At 35.2% G+C, this 18,927-nt stretch carries 14 protein-coding genes; 13 read left to right on the forward strand and 1 reads right to left on the reverse strand.

The window, feature by feature from the left end:
- Positions 1-13: 13 nt before the first annotated feature.
- Entirely contained in the window at positions 14-1,183 is a 1,170-nt protein-coding gene (locus A37Q_RS16325) for a hypothetical protein (protein ID WP_169710325.1), read from the reverse strand.
- Positions 1,184-1,843: 660 nt separating this feature from the next.
- Here A37Q_RS16325 and A37Q_RS16020 point away from each other — a divergent pair.
- The 13 genes from A37Q_RS16020 (at position 1,844) to A37Q_RS0113135 (ending at position 18,920) form a co-directional block, all read left to right on the forward strand.
- On the forward strand, positions 1,844-3,871 hold the full coding sequence (locus A37Q_RS16020; RefSeq protein WP_018300735.1) for a leucine-rich repeat domain-containing protein: 2,028 nt from the start codon (positions 1,844-1,846) through the stop codon (positions 3,869-3,871).
- Between the two features lie 263 nt (positions 3,872-4,134).
- A complete protein-coding gene (locus A37Q_RS0113080; RefSeq protein WP_018300737.1) occupies positions 4,135-6,066 on the forward strand; it encodes a hypothetical protein in 1,932 nt (643 codons plus the stop codon).
- A 556-nt stretch (positions 6,067-6,622) separates the two neighbouring features.
- Complete coding sequence (locus tag A37Q_RS0113085) at positions 6,623-10,945, forward strand: hypothetical protein (RefSeq protein ID WP_154648707.1); 4,323 nt, start codon at positions 6,623-6,625, stop codon at positions 10,943-10,945.
- A gap of 144 nt (positions 10,946-11,089) precedes the next feature.
- Positions 11,090-11,302 (forward strand): hypothetical protein, encoded by a 213-nt coding sequence (locus A37Q_RS0113090; RefSeq protein ID WP_018300739.1) that lies wholly within the window; start codon positions 11,090-11,092, stop codon positions 11,300-11,302.
- 296 nt (positions 11,303-11,598) lie between these two features.
- Positions 11,599-12,156, forward strand: a complete 558-nt coding sequence (locus tag A37Q_RS0113095; protein ID WP_018300740.1) for a hypothetical protein — start codon at positions 11,599-11,601, stop codon at positions 12,154-12,156.
- A 13-nt stretch (positions 12,157-12,169) separates the two neighbouring features.
- A complete protein-coding gene (locus tag A37Q_RS0113100; RefSeq protein ID WP_018300741.1) occupies positions 12,170-12,607 on the forward strand; it encodes a hypothetical protein in 438 nt (145 codons plus the stop codon).
- 2 nt (positions 12,608-12,609) lie between these two features.
- Positions 12,610-13,107, forward strand: coding sequence for a DotD/TraH family lipoprotein (locus A37Q_RS0113105; protein ID WP_018300742.1), 498 nt, complete (start codon positions 12,610-12,612; stop codon positions 13,105-13,107).
- Between the two features lie 2 nt (positions 13,108-13,109).
- Positions 13,110-13,862: a type IV secretory system conjugative DNA transfer family protein gene (locus A37Q_RS15560; RefSeq protein ID WP_018300743.1), complete on the forward strand. Its 753-nt coding sequence runs from the start codon at positions 13,110-13,112 to the stop codon at positions 13,860-13,862.
- Between the two features lie 5 nt (positions 13,863-13,867).
- The gene (locus A37Q_RS15565; protein WP_200403641.1) at positions 13,868-14,995 is read left to right on the forward strand and encodes a type IV pilus twitching motility protein PilT; all 1,128 of its coding nucleotides are present in this window, start codon (positions 13,868-13,870) and stop codon (positions 14,993-14,995) included.
- Entirely contained in the window at positions 14,985-15,239 is a 255-nt protein-coding gene (gene icmT / locus A37Q_RS0113120; RefSeq protein WP_018300745.1) for an IcmT/TraK family protein, read from the forward strand. Before A37Q_RS15565 ends, icmT begins: the two co-directional genes overlap by 11 nt.
- Positions 15,226-17,586, forward strand: coding sequence for a type IV secretory system conjugative DNA transfer family protein (locus A37Q_RS0113125; RefSeq protein ID WP_018300746.1), 2,361 nt, complete (start codon positions 15,226-15,228; stop codon positions 17,584-17,586). Before icmT ends, A37Q_RS0113125 begins: the two co-directional genes overlap by 14 nt.
- Positions 17,576-17,872 (forward strand): hypothetical protein, encoded by a 297-nt coding sequence (locus A37Q_RS0113130; protein WP_018300747.1) that lies wholly within the window; start codon positions 17,576-17,578, stop codon positions 17,870-17,872. The genes A37Q_RS0113125 and A37Q_RS0113130 overlap by 11 nt, the downstream gene beginning before the upstream one ends.
- Positions 17,859-18,920: a secretion/conjugation apparatus DotM-related subunit gene (locus A37Q_RS0113135; protein ID WP_018300748.1), complete on the forward strand. Its 1,062-nt coding sequence runs from the start codon at positions 17,859-17,861 to the stop codon at positions 18,918-18,920. Before A37Q_RS0113130 ends, A37Q_RS0113135 begins: the two co-directional genes overlap by 14 nt.
- The last annotated feature ends 7 nt before the right edge of the window (positions 18,921-18,927 follow it).

Genomic DNA, 18,927 nt, shown 5'->3' on the forward strand with positions numbered 1-18,927 from the left:
TGGCTCAAAATGTTTATAAACAACCATTATATTGGAATTCTTCTAATTCTGCTTGGACCTTATAAAGTGCCTTATTATCATTAAATAATGATTGATAGCTATCGATAGTTGGTAGCTCAAATGCGATGCGAAATTCATTAGCAAGTTCAAATGGGGTTTTTGCAATAACTGCATGTCCAATAACCTGATGGGTTTCCACTTGTTTTCGCTGCAATTTTGGGTGAGTATTTAATAATGTGACAATTTCCTCAGAAAGTAAGCCTTGCTTCTGAAGCTCGCTAAGGCTTTTGGTGAGCTGATCTATACATTCTTTTTCACTCGCATTTTCATTAGCCTCTGCATAACTCTTAAGCTTGCTGGCGATAGGCTGATTAGAGTGAAAAAAACTAGCTTTTTCACCATGCTTGGCTAGATAATCACTTGCTAGCTTATCTATGGCTCTAGCATTAATGGTTATACCTTGAGTATTTATTGCGATATTGAGTTTCTGGCAAAATTGTTTGAGCCTTGTTGCTATAGCTTTAGAGCTTGATGAGTTCATGTCTGAATAAATTATTTCTGCAAACTGCTTTGTTAGTTCTCTGATCTTTTGCTTGTCTGTACACGCATTAATTTTTTTATAATAGGATGAGAATAGCGCTCGTTTTTCATCACTTCTCCAGCCTGTTTGCTGGTAGGCTGTTCCAACTAAATAAAGCAGATAATTTTTAGCATCATCATTTGGAAACAAAACTTGGCGGAGTTTATATAGACCTTCTAAGTAAGATGATGTCTTGTCAATAGATCTATTAAATGAGTATTCTAATACCTTACTCTCCAAATATTGAAGCGTTTTCTCAGAATCCTCTTTACTTTTATTTGATGAATATGCCTCGTCTGAGTCTGATTGAGAGGTGCTTGATAAATGAGTTGCTGAAGATTGATTATTCATAGATGAGGTTGAAGACAAACGAGATTTTTGCTCAGGTTGGAAGGGTATTTGGGGGGCGAGCAGTTGCTGTATAGCTTGTAAAATAGGGTGGTAGGCAATATTTTTAGTCGAAAGATTATGTTTTCTTTCAGAGTCCCCTAAGGGAGAATTTGCTTTGCAATAAGTAATACATGGTTTCCCTGATTCCGTGTTGATAACACTTAGCTCAAGTGTAATTGAACAGTCTGTGAGTCCTTGTGTATCTTCTTTCAAAAAGGAGCTTTGAATTACCATGGAGTTTGCTTTGTGAGGAGAACTGATCAAATCCTTTAGATCAATAGCATTATCTTTAAGTTTGTCATTAATAGTAATTAGTAACTCACTCACAAAGATCCTATTGTTGAGTGCAGCATTCATTGAGCGTTGATAATTAAACTGCAAAGTAAGTAAGTGTGGCTCTTCTGGATTAGATATAGTTTGCTGATCAATTGGTTTTTTTGATATGTTATGAGGGTGTGAGTACATAGCTGCTCCTGTTAAATTATCTTATTAATAAATGCTATTTCATCCTAGCTAAAAGCCATCTTTTCTATCAATAACAAGAAAGATAAATAAGCATTTTGCTTTAAATCTGTTGTTTATATGTCAGGTATATTTTCACTGAGTGTGAAACTTATCATTTAGTCTAAAAATAGTATTGCCTTATGGGGAAATAAAACAATCAGGTGTAGATTATAGATGGAATTGTTTGAGCTAAAAGTAGGAGAGTTAAGGTATGTTTTATCATCGTCATTACAGATATAAAATCTGCTACATAGTCCTAACTTCACTCAAAAGATAGATAGCTATAGAAGCAAGATTATGATGAATGACAAATAATGTTTAATACTCACATTATTTTATAATTTTTATGTAAAACGAAGGAGAGAAAATATGTTTGGATCAAGCCATGCTTTTAATCGTGCACAGATTGAAATTGATCAATGTAAAGAGAGTGGAGCTGTTTTTTTAAACCTTTCAAATATGTCCCTTACAGCAGAAGATTTAGAGAGATTAATTGAAGGTAATAAAGGCTTTTTTAGCCAAATTAAATCACTTAATTTGCAAGATAATGATCTTGTATATTTGCCTGAAAATATTGCTAGTTTACTTCAGCTTGAGAACTTGGAGTTGGATCATAATGGACTTATGAGTTTGCCTGAAAGCATTGGTAATTTAGGGAACCTTCAGTATCTTAGGGCAGATAATAACAAGCTAGAAAGGTTACCTGAATCTATCGGAAACTTGAAAATGCTAATTGGCCTTTCTGCGAATAGTAATCAATTACAATCACTGCCAACAACGATTGGTAATTTGGATATTTTGCAGATGCTATTTATTAAATATAATAAGTTAAGCTTTCTTCCAGAGAGTTGTGCTCAGCTAACAAGCCTTAGTTACTTTAATGCATCATCTAATCAATTAGAGGTATTACCGAAGTGTATTATGGGTTTGCCAGCACTTAATGATTTAGATGTCAGGAATAATAGAATCCATACAATTGCAGATGAGTTTCATGAAAGCTCAAATTTGAGATGTATTGATTTGTCAGACAACTGTATAGAGGTGCTTCCAGAGTCAATCGCAAGCTTGCAGTTGCTTGAAAGTTTAGATATATCAAATAATCAGTTGCAGGGATTGCCAGAGAGTATCGGGGTTATTCCTAATTTAAAGCGTTTATTTGTTTTGCATAATAATTTACAACAACTTCCTTCTACTATTTCAAATATAAGCAGCCTACAAATTTTAGCATTACAGCATAATCAGCTTAGTAGTATTCCTGAAGCTGTCACGAGGTTACCAAATTGCAATGAGATTCATTTACAAAACAATCCTTTAGATAATGGTACCATACATTACCTTGAGTGCTCGGGGTTTAATAACATTGAATACAATATGGCGGCATATGAATTCAATCACGAGGAGAATGACTGGTTAGAAGTGTTAAAGGAGCTTGATTGTCAGAGTGATTTTATTAAGGAGATTATATCGTCAAATGAAAACTTGCAGAAGTTTTTAGCAAAAGCTACGCAAACAGCTTTATATAGAAATGGGCATAAGGATATTGTATTTAATGGACTGTCATATTTATTGTCTCATCTTAAGGACGATTATGACTTGGTGATGGTTGAGATAATAGGATCATTAGGTGACTGTTCAACGCCAGTTGCTGATTTATTATCTAAAAAACATTTTTTACGCATGCAGGAGACTGGGCAAGCGTTAGATCCAAGCCTTCTCGAGAAGCTTGCATTGATGGATTATATTCAAAAGCATGAAAAAATACTTAGCCTTAGCCGTGGAGATGCAATTGAATGTGCTCATGGTCTTGTGAATGCAGTTTATTTGGATGGTAGTGAATGTATACAAAATAACAAAATTAAAATCAATAACCGAAAATATACGCTGCCTTCAGGCACAAATAATATTGATTTTGCATTTGATCTAGTATCAAGCGAGTGCGCCTATAAGTTTGCCCAAGTTATCTGTATAACAGATAAAGAGGGTAAGGCCCTGCAAGATGAAAACGGCTGTTATACTTTAGATGAAGATAAGCTGGCTCTAATTACACATAACTATTGTCGCTATGCTTTACCAGAGAACGCTGATTATAATAAAGTGCTTGAAGAGGGGTACAGCAAGTTATACGAAATACTGGTGAAATATGATTATGATTACATTAATGATCCACAAGGTTTTTTTCCATACAAGGAGGCAGGAATGGATGAGATTAAACACTATACCGCGCTAAAATCTGGCATGTCACAGGGGTGTGATTATAATACTAATCAACTAAAACTGATTGAGTATTTGCAAAAGATAGAATTAATGCTTCAGCCATCATCAACCTTTAATGCCATATTCCAAAGTAGTTCAGAAAGTGATAAAGAATGTGATAATACAGCTTTAGATCCTCTTTAAATATTTAATCTTTATAGTTTGGAAAAAGGTGGGCAATATAGGGTGAATGCTTTTAACGCTACTTATTTTTTTGTTAAACAATAATATCTATGGTGCAAATTATTTTTATTGTCAGTCTATTTGTAATCACTTTGATGATACTAAAATTCCTTTATCGATAATGAAGTTATTTAGGTATAAATTTGCTGAGTAAGTATGCTGTTTAATTCGCGGCAAGGTTTGATTGGTTGGTAATGCAATTTTAAATAAATAGGAGAAGGGTTATGGCTAATGACACAAAAAAGACAGCAGAAAATCAAGAGACTCAAGCAGATGTTTCAGGGGAAAACTATGCTGAAGTTAATACTTCTGAGTCTGATCAATCCACTCCTTTAGAAAATCCCCAAAGTACGGATGCCGCAAATGATGGTATACATGAGACAGAAGAAAAGGATGAAGGTGTTACATCAAGTAGTAATGAAACTGTTGAAGCTATGGATGTTGAGCTAACAATAGAACAAAACAGCGGTGAAAAAGCTCCAAGTGGAAATAGTGACTTTCAAACTAAACAAGAAAACGATGACAGTAAAATTATTGGGCAAAGTAGCACAGAGAATATTGATATAAGTATGCCTGAAGAAAGTCTGACTGAAGTAAATCAAGATGATAGTGCCGAAGAGCATAAAATAGATGAACAAAACGATGTAAACTCTAGCATTGAGGAAGTTATAAGCCTATCAGAAGAGGCTCAGAAGGCGGAGGGGAGTATAACTGTAACTGAAGATATTGGAGAACAACATCAACAAGGGTCGGTTTTGCAATCAGGGGAAAGTAATAGTGAAGATGAGTTATTTTCTTTGCAGGATGATAATCAGGTTGAAGGAGAACACTTAGTTGACAGTTATGTACCATTAGATAGCGAAAACGGTGGTTTGTATAATACAGAATTATCACAAGAGCAAAGTGAAAGTGAGCCTTTGCCCTTTAATGCTATTGAGCGTGAAGAAGGTAGTGACGAAAATTTTGCAACACGCCAAGTAAACCTTGAGTTAGAGGGCTACAAAGAAAGATTAGCTAACCTCCAAGAGATGAATAGTCAATATTATGATATGCGAGATGGTCCATATAATGGTGAGATTAGGAAAAAGTCAAACTTGAAAACTAAGTTAAATAAAAAGGCTGCTTCATTACAGTCAGAGCTTGTAAAGGCAAAAAAAAACACAAATCTGTCCGAAAAGTATGAAGTTGAATTGGAGCAGATTTTGCAAGCTGTTAAAGATATAAGGGATAATCTAAACCCTGTTTCTAGCGCAGGGTTGACAAGTGCTTTTAGTACTCCCTCATCTCCTCCTAGAAGGGTAAAAAGAGAAAATAAAACGGAAAATAATGATCAGTCACGCCCCCAAAATTTAAATATAGCAAGAAGTAGAAAGCGTAAAAGAGAAGATAATGAAGATGAACGCGCTATTAAGCAGCGAAGAAGTGATAATATGTCCTCGCCAAGACGTAAGTCTTCAGCAGATCAAGCAGAAAGAGAAATTAGATTAGAGGTTAGAGAAAGCCCGCAAGAGAACTTTGAGAGTCCTGATCTATCAGTGATTGCTGCAAGTGAATATTTGGCTTTTCCCAAAGATAAGACTAGTCAGCAAGCGTTTTTAGATCAGGTATTTACAAAAGACGAATACAAGGTGATAGAGAATCCAGATTTATGGACTCGAGCTAAACAAGGCGCAGCATCATTTACCGGGGGAGAGTCCTTTTTATTTACTAATAGAAGTAGCACGAATACATATACGCTCAGCAAAGACAAATCAGGTGTTAAAACTTTATCTGCTGAAGGTGACTTAGCGCAGAATATAGCGACTATTGTTCGGTTTTGTAATCATACATTAGAAGAGAAAAAGCAGGAATTTAAAGAGAAATATCAGGAAGCTAAAGGGAAAAGTGAGCAAGAAAAAGAAGCTCTTTTAGAGGATCTTTTATCAAGTGCGCCAACCGTTAAACTTTCATTACCGAAAGGCCGGACTAAAGAGGAGTATATAAAATACTTAAAAATGTTTGAAGGGGTTAACATTACTTTAGATCGTGATCAAGATAAAAATTTAAAGCTAGCACATAAAGAGCTTTTTGGCGCTAAAGATGAGCATAACTATTTATTCCAATCATTAAGTGAGAAAGATAATACCAGTAGCGTTACCTTTGATGCTGCTATTTAGGTAATGTGTAAGCTCACCTAAAAATCTCCTTAAAACAATCATATTGATGAAGTTAGTACTGGAAGGTTTTTATGGTGAGTAAATCAAGCTATAGTTCCATTATCAAAGGGAGTGAAATCTTAGTAATAATATAAATGCGTTTTAAAGTGAGCCATGTGGGGGTTCATGTGTAGAAAGCTGTGGTTTGTTTCACCCGCAAGCCACAGTTCTCTACCGAGCTTTCAATGCGCTTTATTATGTCTGTAAGTGGCTTTATCATTAATCATGCGTTTACATACTGTTTGACTCACGATCCACTAATCAAGGAAGATAATAACTTTTAGTTCCCAAAGACGAATAATAGCTATACAAGCATGTAGGACAAGTTAAGCATTATCACTATTCAATTTGCTGTGATTAAATCATAAAAGTATCACTTTATGATCAATTTGATGAGTTTTTCTTCAGTTGCTAGCCTATTTTGGCAGGTTATTTATACAGTTGAAATATAGATACATTTTGTATTGAAAATTTTATTTCGTTTAATCAATTAAGTGGAGGATAGGTTATGTTCAACATGAGAAAACATGCTGGGAATGGCATAAAAAATATGGTTCAGGATTTTTTTATTAGTGTTGAAAAATCATGGGAAAATGTGGAAGATTATAATTCAGTAGCGAGAAAGGGTGTAACTGTTAATGCATTAAGTGGAGGACAATATTATGGTCAGTTTCTTGATCAACTAATAACAAATCTAGAGAAGCTCCATGGTAATGAGTATGCACAAGAATTGATTGCAACTATTGAAGATGATCTAAAAGCCGTACCGGTCAAACAAAAAATAGATAATGCTAATGCTAAAGCAAACAATGTTGATGAGTATCTAAAAAACTTCACACATGTCTTAGTCAATATTAAAGAAAAAGAGTTAAATCTAAATAGAGAGGAAAAGGCCAAAAATTTTAAGAAGTTTGACTTTCTTATTCTTTTACTTGACTCATATCAGGAATATCGAGCAAATACTCGAACAGAAGGTGTCAATATAAATAATACAGCTACTGGCTTATCTAATGTTCTTTATACACTGGCTCGTGTGACTGAAAAGTTGTTAAATATGCCACTATCATCTGATGATAAAATGGTAGATCCAAAAAAAGTTGAGCAGGTGACAAGTGCAATTTCAGGTGCGATTGAGTCTACACTAATGAACAGTACTTTATTTGATGATAAATACAATAAAGGTGATGAGCAAAGTGAAGATAAAGAAAGCGTAACCACTAACGTATCAGTTGAGAATAAAAAATTAACTGAAAGCGACCAAGGTAGTAAGCGGCAGGATTTTTTTGAGAAATACTGTGAATTTGTTTTATCTGATATTAATGAATATGTAAGAGATCAATATAACAAAAGTAATTTTAACAAGGCTGTTAACACGCTGGAAAGTAATACTTTTATGTTAACGAATAACCTGCTTGCAACTTCTGTTTTTGTTTCTCAGATGTCAGAAAAGCGCTTAGATAAAGCACAAAAAAAAGGTCTTGACTCTGTGCGTTTAGATTTGTTTCATGTTTATGAACAAGTTCTATTAGAGGCATATGCCGATGCTCATATTATTGCTGAGGCTATAGCATTAGAAAGTAGCCAGACTAATCAAGGAGCTATAAATATAGCTCAGAGTAAGCAAGCTAAGAATTATGATCAAAGTGATTTTATTTCTAAAAGATTTACGGTTAATGAATATGCTGATGTCCATGAAAGAATAGGGATGCCAACTAATAATCCATTTGTGAATTCAGATCAATCAATGTTGGAGACAAACCCAAAAGGCAATGATGACAAAAGCTCTGCTATGGAGAAAAGCCTCGCTTCACACACCCATAAGTCTTTGCAATTAGAAGAAACCAAAGCTGGCAGAGGTAAATATACTCAAAAGCAGTTTACTGAATTAAAACGCCCTGAGCTTATTAATAATGATTTAGTCAGAGCAATTTATCGTCTACAGCTAGAGCAGGAGCTAGCACACTTAAATTTAGATGACAATAAATTAAAAGAGTGTGTTCTCGCTGCCGAAAAGAATTTTAACCAACGACATCCAATTAAGCAAGACCATACAAATGAGCATTATTTAAAGTATTTCTCCTCTGATAAAGATAAAGCTCAAGACAAAGCAGAGAATCTGGTTAAAGCTTGTGAGTTAATGTATGGAATTGAAGCCTGTATTAGCTCAATTAAAACGCTAACAGAGTCTCTGGGATCTATTTGGTGGGTTAAAACACGTAAAGCAGATTTACAATCAGTCATTAAGCTACTAGAGGAATCTACAAATAAGGTAGAAGAATACATTAAAGAAGCATCTATGGATAAGGGTTTGGCTTCTAATGAGGTGACAAAATTTTTATCACAAAGATTGCTGGGTATTAAGGCAAATCTTCCTAAAGAATTAACTCAGGAGTTAGAAAAAAAAGTTGATGAAATTGATGATAATGAAGATACTTTTATTCGCAATGTTAACAACTTTTATCAATCCTCCAGAAAATTAGCAGGGCTGATTGGGAAAACAGATCTAGAATTTACCAAAGAGTCTAATATTACAGCACCTTATCAAGGGACAACTTTAAATGCACAACCATTGAGTGCTGTGAATTTGATTTTGCTAGAGATTCAACGTTTAAGCTATGAACTTAAAATGGATCATAGTCAGTTGGAGATCTTGCAGGCAAAGTTAGGTCAGCTTACAGAAATAGTTCGTCATAATAAAGAATATACTCAAACAGCTATAGATGAGCTAAAAAGTGCTCAAAATCTGTTGAACGGAGAGATTACTGATGAGAGCAAGACAAAAATACAAGAAAAGTTACAGGAGGTTATTAACGCTTTAAATAATCAGAAAAATATTATAGAAGATACTAGGACTCTAGAGACAGACTTAGGAGTGACAACAAATAGTATTGGTCAAATACAATCTAATATCGAAAGCAAGGCTTCGGCAGCATTAGATGTTATAAGTGAAATACAAAAGGAGCAAGAAATATTCCCAACTGAGGAAGAAGAAGATCGTCATAATGAAAATGAAAACTTTAAACAACTTGCAGAGCAAGTAACTGAAGAAAATACAAAGTTACAAAAGGAATTGAAGAGCAAGACAAAAAAGCTTAAAGAACTGAATGATCAAAATGAGAAGCAGAGGAAAGAAATACAGGGTCTGAAAGATCAACAAAGGGAGTTGGAAGCTGAGAAAATTGAATTAAAACAAAATGTTAAGGATCTTGAGGCTGCACAAACTCAATTATCAGATGAGCTTACAGTAAAAACGGAGGAGGTAGAATCTTTAGATGCTCAAGTTCAGGAGAGTAATGGTAAAGTAAAGAATCTTGAAGAAAGCATGGATATTCTTGAAAAGAGAAGGAAAGCGCTAGAACAAGAATCCAATACAAATAAAGAAGAAATAGAAAGAATTACTGAACAGATTGAAAGTGTGAAAAAAGAGAAAGAAGCTGAGAGCGAAAAAAACATTAAATTGGAGCTGGAGAAAGATAGTGCACAAAATCAATTGGCAGATAAAGCTAAAGAATTAAAAAATATTGAGCTGAAACTAGGTGAAACCGAGCGCGAGTATAAAGGGGTAAGAGATGAGAATGCTAGCCTAGAGACAAAGCTAAGTGATACAAAAGCTAAATATAAAACTACTTTGGGCGCAAAAGATGAGGAAATTAGTCGGCAACAGAGTGAGATTGAAGAACAAGCTCAAAAGAGCAAAGAGATGCAGGATGAATTTGATAGATACAAAGCTGAAGTAGAAAAGAAGATTGAAGCAAAAACGCAAAAGAACAAAGCGATACAAGGTGAATTTGATGAATACAAAGCTGAAATAGCAGCGGGAAAGACAATTCAGAATATAAATAAGATGTTGAGTGAGAACAGCCAGTATGTAGAGAAGGAAAATGCCTGTCAGGAGGGGATGGATAATATTAAAGTTCTTCTTGAAAGGGTTCAAAAACATTCTGGTTTAGAGGATGAAAATACAAAAAACCTATTACAGAGCTATATAAAAAATCATTTTTTTGATAGTAATAATGATTTAAAAACGATGACAGCTACAGAATATGAAAATCAATTTGAACGATTAGCAAATTTACTTGATGTGATTGTTGGGTCAGATAAAGTATCTGATGGGTTTAAGGAAAGTTATCGCAATAGCCGTTCAAATCTTTCAAATAATGATGCGAGATTGTTTTTTAAAAAATCTGTAGCTCAATTTATTACAGATAAAAAGTCACTTGAGTCTTTAGGTAAAAAAGGTTTAAGTGATGAAGAGAAAATAGATTTAGATAGCATCAAGGAAAAACTACAGGATAAAGAAAATAATACAAATCCTTTCTCAGAAATATCACAAAATACTCTTACTAAAAAAGAGCTAGAGACTCTTCAGAAAGTGCAAGAAAGATTCAGTCAAAAAGGTGATGAAAGTGGAGCCTCGGGAGACAAAAGAGAAAGTGATAAAAGTAGAGACTTGGGAGACGGGGGAGAAAATGATGATATACACAACTTAATTAAACAAAAAATTAAAACTGATCTTATTAATAATAATCATAGCTTCAAGCTCGGATTTGGTCGATCTGCACATAAAATAAAGATACAAGATGCAAATGGGGTAGACAAAGAAATAATGGTCCCTAAAAGAGTTAAAATGCTGTATGAAGGTAAGAATTTAGACTCAAATGAACGGTTATCTGAAGATGAAATGAGGGATATTTCTTTGAAGGCTTCTATCCATGGATCAGGAAGCTGGTGGTTGACCGATCATTCTACTAATGAATATGTGTTAAATTTATTTGAAACAATAGACAAGCCTAAAGGTGATCAGCCTAATAATGAAATCAGAGATACAGGACCTCAATAAAGCAGTTTAAGAAATTACCTATTTAATTCCATGGACAGAGTGATGATTTATATAGGGATATTGAAAAACTGCTTTATCCTATATGGTGATATAGTAACCTTAGCTTTATAATGACAAATAGTTGTAAATACTGGGAGAATTTTAATGGTGAATAAATTGAAGGAAGAGAGTTATAAAGTGAACATTCTTCCTGATAAGGTGGTTGCAATAAAAATGGCAAACTTTTTCCCTAACTCCCTACATAATGAGGCTAAGCAGGTGAATTCACCTGAGCCTTCAGATTTTAAAAAAATGTCCAGTTTATTTGAGCAAGAACCATTAATAGAGCCCTCCAATACAAATGGACTCAATACATAATCTTTATACTTAGGTTTTCTTGTAGAGATTGCTGAGGTATAAAACTTTTTGATTTATGCCTTTAATCTAGACTGAAATCAAGTGCAAAAGGATTGCAATTACAGATTATTTGCACTTTGTATTATTCTTATCTCTTACTAGTTTACAGTGCTTATATCGGTTGAGTTTAGCGCAATTTCGAAAAATACGTAAATCGTTTACTATTTTGCAATTAATGACTATTAATTCCACTATCTGTGTTTTCTTAGCTAGATTCATTTGATACTGAGTCTAAGATTCAAGATTGGGGAATACAGGTGGCAAGTGAAGCAGTTGTCTACATCGAATCTATTTTAAAGATTCTAGGTGGAAGCAAGATCAATCTGTTTACACTGATTCGTGTTATTGCCACCATCATTGGTTTTGTGCTTTTATTTATTGCGCTTATTCGCCTGAGTAAGCATGGGAAAACACAGCAAATGTTCCGCTATTATGCGCCGATTACAACGGCGATGATGTTTTTCTCTGGCGTGATATTAATCTCATCAACTGGATTTATTCAGATGATAACCATTACAGTAATGCCAACAACATCGTTAGATCCAACAAATGCGATTAGTGCGTATATTACTCAAATATCAAACTTGGGTGTTGATAGTAGTACTATTGCACAGAAATATCTAATTTTTGCTTTGTTAAATATCATTGGTTTTATCGCCCTTATCAAGGGGATGTTTTTGTTAATTAAAGTTGGCGAAGGCCAGCAAGAAGGTGGTGTTGCTCAAATTATATCTTATTTCGTCGCTGGCATTATAGGGATGAATCTGGAGTTTTGTTTGGCAATACTACAAGGCATTTATCATTTACCAACCTAAGAAGGAGATTGATATGAAATATGTGAACTTTAAAAAGCTTGCTTTAGGCTCTGCGCTTATTTGCCTGACTGTAGGGATGAGTTATGCCGTGGGTTTCAGTGCTAATGGCTTTACTGAATGGGGGCGAAGTATGCTTGGTTTTTTTAATCAGATTAAAACCTTCATTCAGATTATTGCAACTGTAGTTGGTCTTTGGTTTATTTTTAGCTCTTTACAGCTATTTCGAAAACATCATACTAACCAAGGTGCACAAGGGGAGCATGTCAAACATGGCTCAGGGCATTTAGCCATTGGTATTGCACTTGTCTGCTTGGTGCCATTTATTCAAATGCTGCAAACAACACTGGGAAGTGATGCTGGGAATAAAGATGCACAGCAAGTCTTTCAAGTACAAAGTGTTGGTGACTCGTTTGGTACCGTGCCAATGCAGCCAATAACCCCTGCAGGGTAGCAATGAAATATATAGGCTTTTATCTTATTTTGTTGATGTTCATAACTGCTTGCGCGCATACGCCGCCAACAAAAGCGGCTCAAAAGCAAAAAAAGCAGTATGAATATATCAACAAAGTTATTCTGAATGAAATTCAACTTTCAAGTGAAAAAGTGCAACAGTCCCTCACAGCGCTGTCGCTTTCAAACCAGTTGAAATATGGTAAAAATCCAATCCCTTTTAAAAACATTCATGATAAACAATTAAACCGAGTTTTATCAGTGAGTTGGTATGGACCACTTGAGAATGTGCTTGGGAAAGTTGCAAAGGAAGTCGGTTACAAAGTACAGTATTTTGGTAAGAAGCCTGCTTTTCCCATTCTTGTTATTCTTGGCAAATTGAATGCTCCTATGACAGCAAGTGCAATTAATATTCTAAGGGATATTGCTTCACAATCTGCGCTAATGAGTGATATCCATATTAATACCAAGGTTCATATAATCAGTGTTAGGTATAAGTAGTGATGGTTGCAATGACGCTTGCCTACTTAGAGGCGCTGAATCAAAATACAGCTCAAGTTGCATATGATACCAAAATGCAAAGCTTGAGAGTGCGTGCACTTAAAGAGGCTGCAATGGAAGTTGGTGTACAAGGTGGACTTGCTTTTACCTCAAAGGTGATTAATCGCTCTTTAGACACAATAGCGCCTTTGTTGTATCAGAGCTATAATTTTAATAGTCTGATGTTGCCAAATAACGTTATGCCAGCGGTTATTGAAACAGGGTACAATCAATCGATGATCAGCAAAAATGCAAGAAATGTCACGGTTAATGGTCAGGTTTATCACATAGATAAGCAATCTCATTTTGTGTCAACTCCGCCAACATGGAGAGATTATTTGGTAATGAATTATGCGCCACCTGAATTGCCAGATAAGTCTGTTTTACCTAAAAATAAAGCTGAAATGCTACTATGGAAGAAATATATTAATATTGCTTGGGATAAAGGTATTGAGCAAGGTGTTGATATATTCAAACAGAGATTATATGTGTTAACACGTGATTTTTCAGGCATGATTTTATATTACGAGCTGATTAATCGAAACATGGTGACTCTGCCATATGTTAGCACATCATTAAAAGCAGTCTCAGCCAATAAAAACGATTTACTTATCGATAGCCGTGCACTTCACTTAGAGCTTTTGCCAGAGTTTCAAAAGAATGCTAAAAAATGGCAGATTGTCCTTAAATCAGATAAAACGCAAAGTGGCTTATGATGTATATGAACTATATTTTTGATGTCGAGCCAGCATATTTATTACAGACACATTATTATCAAATTTTAAAGTATGCTTATACACATCATTATAGTGACTTGAGTTTCCAATCTGGCTGCCCGGTGATGGCGGTCAAAGATGGCAGAAACATTCAATTAACCATGCGTAGCTTAACACACCATGAAGCAGAAGATGTGACAAATCTACTCTATGGTAGTAATGCTGTTGCCAAAGTGTTAACAGGGACTGATATTGATTTTTCATACGTATTACCAGATAAAGATAAATGTAAGCGATTTAGAGTCAATGCAACAATGGTTCATTATGGTAGTTCTATTGGTGTGCAGTTATCACTTCGTATAATGCCTATGATCTTACCAACACTAGATGCATTAAATTTTCCAGATAAATTAGCACAGTTAAGTTATGTTCGTGAAGGGATTGTTATTATTTGTGGTGCAACGGGCTCGGGCAAATCAACACTGTTAGCTTCGATGATGACCGAACGGGCACAAAAAAGTCAATTAGGTGAGAAAATCATCACTTTTGAATCACCAATAGAGTATCTTCTTCCTGCACAGATTGGTCACTCTATTATTGCTCAATCAGAGATTCCACGTTATCTACCAAGCTATAGCTATGCTGTGAAAAATGCATTAAGACGCACCCCAACTGCCATTATGGTTGGTGAATCCAGAGACAAAGAAACACTATTATCGGTAATTGAGTCAGCAATGACAGGTCACGCTGTTTATAGTACGGTTCATAGTCAAAGTGTCATTGGTGCATTGAGTCGAATCTTGCTTCTATTTCCTTCTAATGAGCGTGATAGAGTATTATATGATCTTTTAAGTTCACTTCGAGCGATTATTTGGCAGAGCTTACTGCCTCGCTCTCAAGGAGGGAGGGTTGCGCTTAGAGAGTATATCTTATTTGATCAGCATTTCACTTATTCACAAATGTCGATAAATAAGCTCGATAGCTTCTTAGAAAGTGAAATGACAAGGCAAAAAAGTACACGTCAAGAGCATCTGTTATCACTCTATCAGCAAGGTGAGATCTCACAAGAGACGTTTTATCAATACAGCCAGTCATTCAAAGCGGATAAAGGTGAGTATTCTTATGCAGGATGATTTAACACATTGGCGTGACTCTGGGCGTTCGCCAAAATTCTTTATAATTGAGGCGCAGGTTTTTTTTCCTATACTATTAAGCCTATTTCATTTTCGTGTTTGGACACTCACACTTGCTGTTGGTATGGGCATTTTGCTTTTGGTGCTTCGGTATTACAATGTTACCCTTAAAGTGTTTCTTTTGAACTTAAGGGAATGGATCTTTGGGCGGGAGAAGACAGTTGAGCTTCATGAGTCGGAATAAATTCAGAGGCTTAAATAAGTCACAGGAAGCCAAGCCTAGTGAGAGTGTTCGTGATACCAGAGCACTTATTTTTGTATTTTATGATTTAATGTCATCACGAACTGGTAGTATTATTTTGCTGCTGTTGTTGATGGTGTTGATATATTTTTTACCTTTAGTTAGTGATCTATTGTTTGTGTTGATATTGGTGATTTTTTGGAATGCTTTTTGGCAAGTGCCAAAACTTCCCTTCAGGCTGCCAATTGGATCTAGATATCCAGATTTTTCTGATAGTAACCATCATAGTAAAAAGGCAAAAGAGGCAAAGGGAATTTATTTATTTGGAAATGAAGTAGCCTCTAAACATGAGCTTTGGTTCTCTAATGAAGATATGCGCACCCATGCTTTAATTCTCGGTTCAACGGGCTCAGGGAAAACACAAACTTTGCTTTCTTTAGCATTTAATGCCATTTGCCAAGGCAGTGGCTTTATTTATGTTGATGGAAAAGGGGACAATTCGTTATATGCGCAAGTGTATTCAATGGCAAAATTTATGGGTAGAGAAGATGATTTACTTGTCATTAATTATATGACTGGTGCTGAAGATATCATTGGGCCACAAAAAGAGAAAATATCAAATACCTTAAATCCATTTTCAATTGGCTCATCTAGCATGTTGTCACAGTTGATTGTAAGTATGATGCAATCTTCCAGTCAAGGTGGAGGAGATGGGGATATGTGGAAAGGACGTGCTATTTCCTTTGTTGAAGCTTTAATGCGTATTTTGGTTTATTTAAGAGATCAAGGCTATTTATTGCTAGAGGCAAATACAATAAGACGCTATTTTGTTTTGGATGTGCTTGAGGACTTATTAGCCGATAATAAAGTGCTTGATCATAATAATAGTGTGGTTTCACTTCATGAAAAATTACCCATTGATGTTGTTGATCCAATGTACAATTATTTGGCAACACTGCCTGGATATCAACAAAAAAACGTTGGAAAGCAGTCAGATAAAACCTATGAGCAACATGGTTATATTACCATGCAATTAACCAGAATATTTGGTTCATTAGCAGATGTATATGCGCATATTATGCGTACCAATCTTGCTGATGTTGATTTTACAGATGTCATTTTGAATAAGCGAATATTGGTGGTTCTTTTACCTGCACTTGAGAAGTCACCTGATGAATTATCTAATCTTGGAAAATTGATTATTGCTTCATTAAAAGCAATGTTAGCGGCTGGTTTAGGCAGTCGTATTCAAGGTGATTATAGTGAGGTGATTGAGTCTAAACCATCAAATTCAGATACGCCTTTTTTATGTATATTGGATGAATATGGCTATTATGCAGTTGAAGGGTTTGCAGTTGTGCCTGCACAGGCTCGCTCTTTGGGCTTTTCCGTTGTATTTGCAGGACAAGATATTCCCGCATTTCAAAAAGCATCTAAAGAGGAAGCTGCCTCTATTTTTGCCAATACAAATATCAAGCTGTGTATGAAGTTGGAAGACCCTACTGAGACATGGGACTTTTTTAATAAGACAGCGGGGGAGGCCTACGTGTCAACTGTAAGAGCTTATAATATGGGGCAAGATGGTGATGCTTTGGGATATAAAGATAGTAAAGAGGCCGGTATCGAGAAGCGAGCAAGAATTGATTTGATGGATTTAAAGGACCAGTTGCCGGGAGAGGCGCACATTTTCTTTAAATCTACTATTGTTAGAGCCAAATCATTTTATGCAGCACCGCCTAAAACATCTTATATTGGATTAAATCAGTTTTTAAAAGTTGAGCCACTTAGTGAGAGTTATATTAGGCTTGTTAAATTATCTGGGCAAAAAACTGGGAAACAGATTAGATGTAAACTAGATCCGGTAATGTTACACTCAGAGCTTTTGCAAAGCGATGATGTTAAACCGCAAGTAGAGATAAGTGAAATACACTCAGATAAGGGCGATAAAAAAGAGCCACTCAATGATATTAATGAAAAAATAAACTCTTCAATAGAGAATGTTGAGAGTAAGCAAGTAAGAAATACTGAAATTAAATTGTTACCAGATAGTGTGTTATTTGGTGAAATATCTATAGATGATAAACTCAATAGTCCTTATTTTGATGTTGAGCATGCAAGTTTTAATGATCGATTAATTAACCTTGAGTCTATATATAAGTTTTGTTATCGATTTAATACCTACAAAGGTGTTGGCTTAGTAACAAGTCGTGCAGAAATTGAAAAGCGGATTAACATGATAAAATTGACATCTGAAGATTATCTGAAGGGTCGAGAAAACTCAGAGCTTAATTCTTTATTTAAAAGTAGCATCATTATGAATCATTCAGAAGAGGTATCGCATGACGATTGATGAAATTATCAGAAAACTAACTGTAAAGAGACAAATTCAATTTATTGAAAAAGGCAAGAGAGTTGACTATGACCGCCTATTATTGAAGGAGGCACTTTTGCGGAAGTTTTCACAAGAGGCGTGTCGGAATTATAATTATATTTTTAGCGATGATTCTGTTGTGCCAGATGGTATTTTGGATAATGCTATTGTCACTTTATTTTTATGTGATGAGTTATTAAATGCACTACAGGACAATACATTTAATGTGGATCATTACTTAGGGCAAGCCTATGATGCAAAATAGTTCAAACCATGATGATACAGGCATGGGGCCAGCTTATGTTGCTATTGCTATTTTAATTTCATGCTTATTTATCTATTGGTATTTTCATGATAATGTTATTCGTATCATCTTTATGCTTCGCCGCTTTGAGCTATCTATCATTATGTTATGGAATGACAGTTATTTAATGCTCATGAACTGGTGTAATCATGTGTTAACCCAAAAGGTGACATTGGTTGACTTGAAATATCTTTCTTATAGCGTTGCTTATGCATTAAGTCCAATCTATTTTTCTCTAGGTGTGTTATTTATATTATTATTGTGGTTATTTCACCCATCACGCCGTTATCGACAAGAATATAATATGCGTACATTTTCGTTGAAAATAAGAGAAAGCTTTGAACGTGTTTTTTTGCCACATGAAAAAAAAGCATCGTTACTTAACGATAAAAAGTCGCTAGCATTAAAGCCGATTGAGTACATTAAATACTATAAGCTTGCAAAATCTAAGAAGATTGATGAGATTGCGGTTTCGATATGTATGCAGACTCAGCTGGGAAATAAATGGCAAAATAGTAGTAATATACCATGGGCGCATTACGGCCTTTTTGCAGCCTTCTGCTCATATTGCATGAAAGATCGTCAGCTGGGAGAGAATATACTGAACCTGCTTAATAAACACTACTCATACAGCGGTAAAATCAGCAAAAAGCACTCTGACAAACAACTAAAGTTGAAAGTTGAGCGGGCTATATCTCAATATGGAGCCTCTGAAATGATTGGAGAGAAGATCCATCGACATTACTATGTGACAACACTACTGGTTGAACTGCTTTTTATAGCAAGACAAGATGGCTCTTTGGCTTGTTCAAATTTTTTGTGGCTAAAGTCCATTGATCGTGCGCTCTGGTATGGTTTAAACAACCTTGGACGAAAAACGTATTTTTGTGAAGGCATTGCCATTATCACTCACTGGCAAGCTGAAAAGTCGTTGTCTACAAGGCTAAAAACACCAATGCTTCACAATGTTATTGCCGCATTAAAACAGGAATATAGTAATTATCTATAAGTTGAGA

This window comes from Fangia hongkongensis FSC776 = DSM 21703 (assembly GCF_000379445.1).
Classification (GTDB): Bacteria; Pseudomonadota; Gammaproteobacteria; order Francisellales; family Francisellaceae; genus Fangia; species Fangia hongkongensis.

Bases quoted from the DNA above. Each gene is read 5' to 3' on its own strand.
- A37Q_RS0113080 (WP_018300737.1), top strand. From the start codon at position 4,135: ATGGCTAATGACACAAAAAAGACAGCAGAAAATCAAGAGACTCAAGCA.
- A37Q_RS15560 (WP_018300743.1), top strand. From the start codon at position 13,110: ATGGTTGCAATGACGCTTGCCTACTTAGAGGCGCTGAATCAAAATACA.
- A37Q_RS16020 (WP_018300735.1), top strand. From the start codon at position 1,844: ATGTTTGGATCAAGCCATGCTTTTAATCGTGCACAGATTGAAATTGAT.
- A37Q_RS0113125 (WP_018300746.1), top strand. From the start codon at position 15,226: ATGAGTCGGAATAAATTCAGAGGCTTAAATAAGTCACAGGAAGCCAAG.
- A37Q_RS0113090 (WP_018300739.1), top strand. From the start codon at position 11,090: ATGGTGAATAAATTGAAGGAAGAGAGTTATAAAGTGAACATTCTTCCT.
- icmT (WP_018300745.1), top strand. From the start codon at position 14,985: ATGCAGGATGATTTAACACATTGGCGTGACTCTGGGCGTTCGCCAAAA.
- A37Q_RS0113105 (WP_018300742.1), top strand. From the start codon at position 12,610: ATGAAATATATAGGCTTTTATCTTATTTTGTTGATGTTCATAACTGCT.
- A37Q_RS0113100 (WP_018300741.1), top strand. From the start codon at position 12,170: ATGAAATATGTGAACTTTAAAAAGCTTGCTTTAGGCTCTGCGCTTATT.
- A37Q_RS0113130 (WP_018300747.1), top strand. From the start codon at position 17,576: ATGACGATTGATGAAATTATCAGAAAACTAACTGTAAAGAGACAAATT.
- A37Q_RS15565 (WP_200403641.1), top strand. From the start codon at position 13,868: ATGAACTATATTTTTGATGTCGAGCCAGCATATTTATTACAGACACAT.
- A37Q_RS0113085 (WP_154648707.1), top strand. From the start codon at position 6,623: ATGAGAAAACATGCTGGGAATGGCATAAAAAATATGGTTCAGGATTTT.
- A37Q_RS0113135 (WP_018300748.1), top strand. From the start codon at position 17,859: ATGATGCAAAATAGTTCAAACCATGATGATACAGGCATGGGGCCAGCT.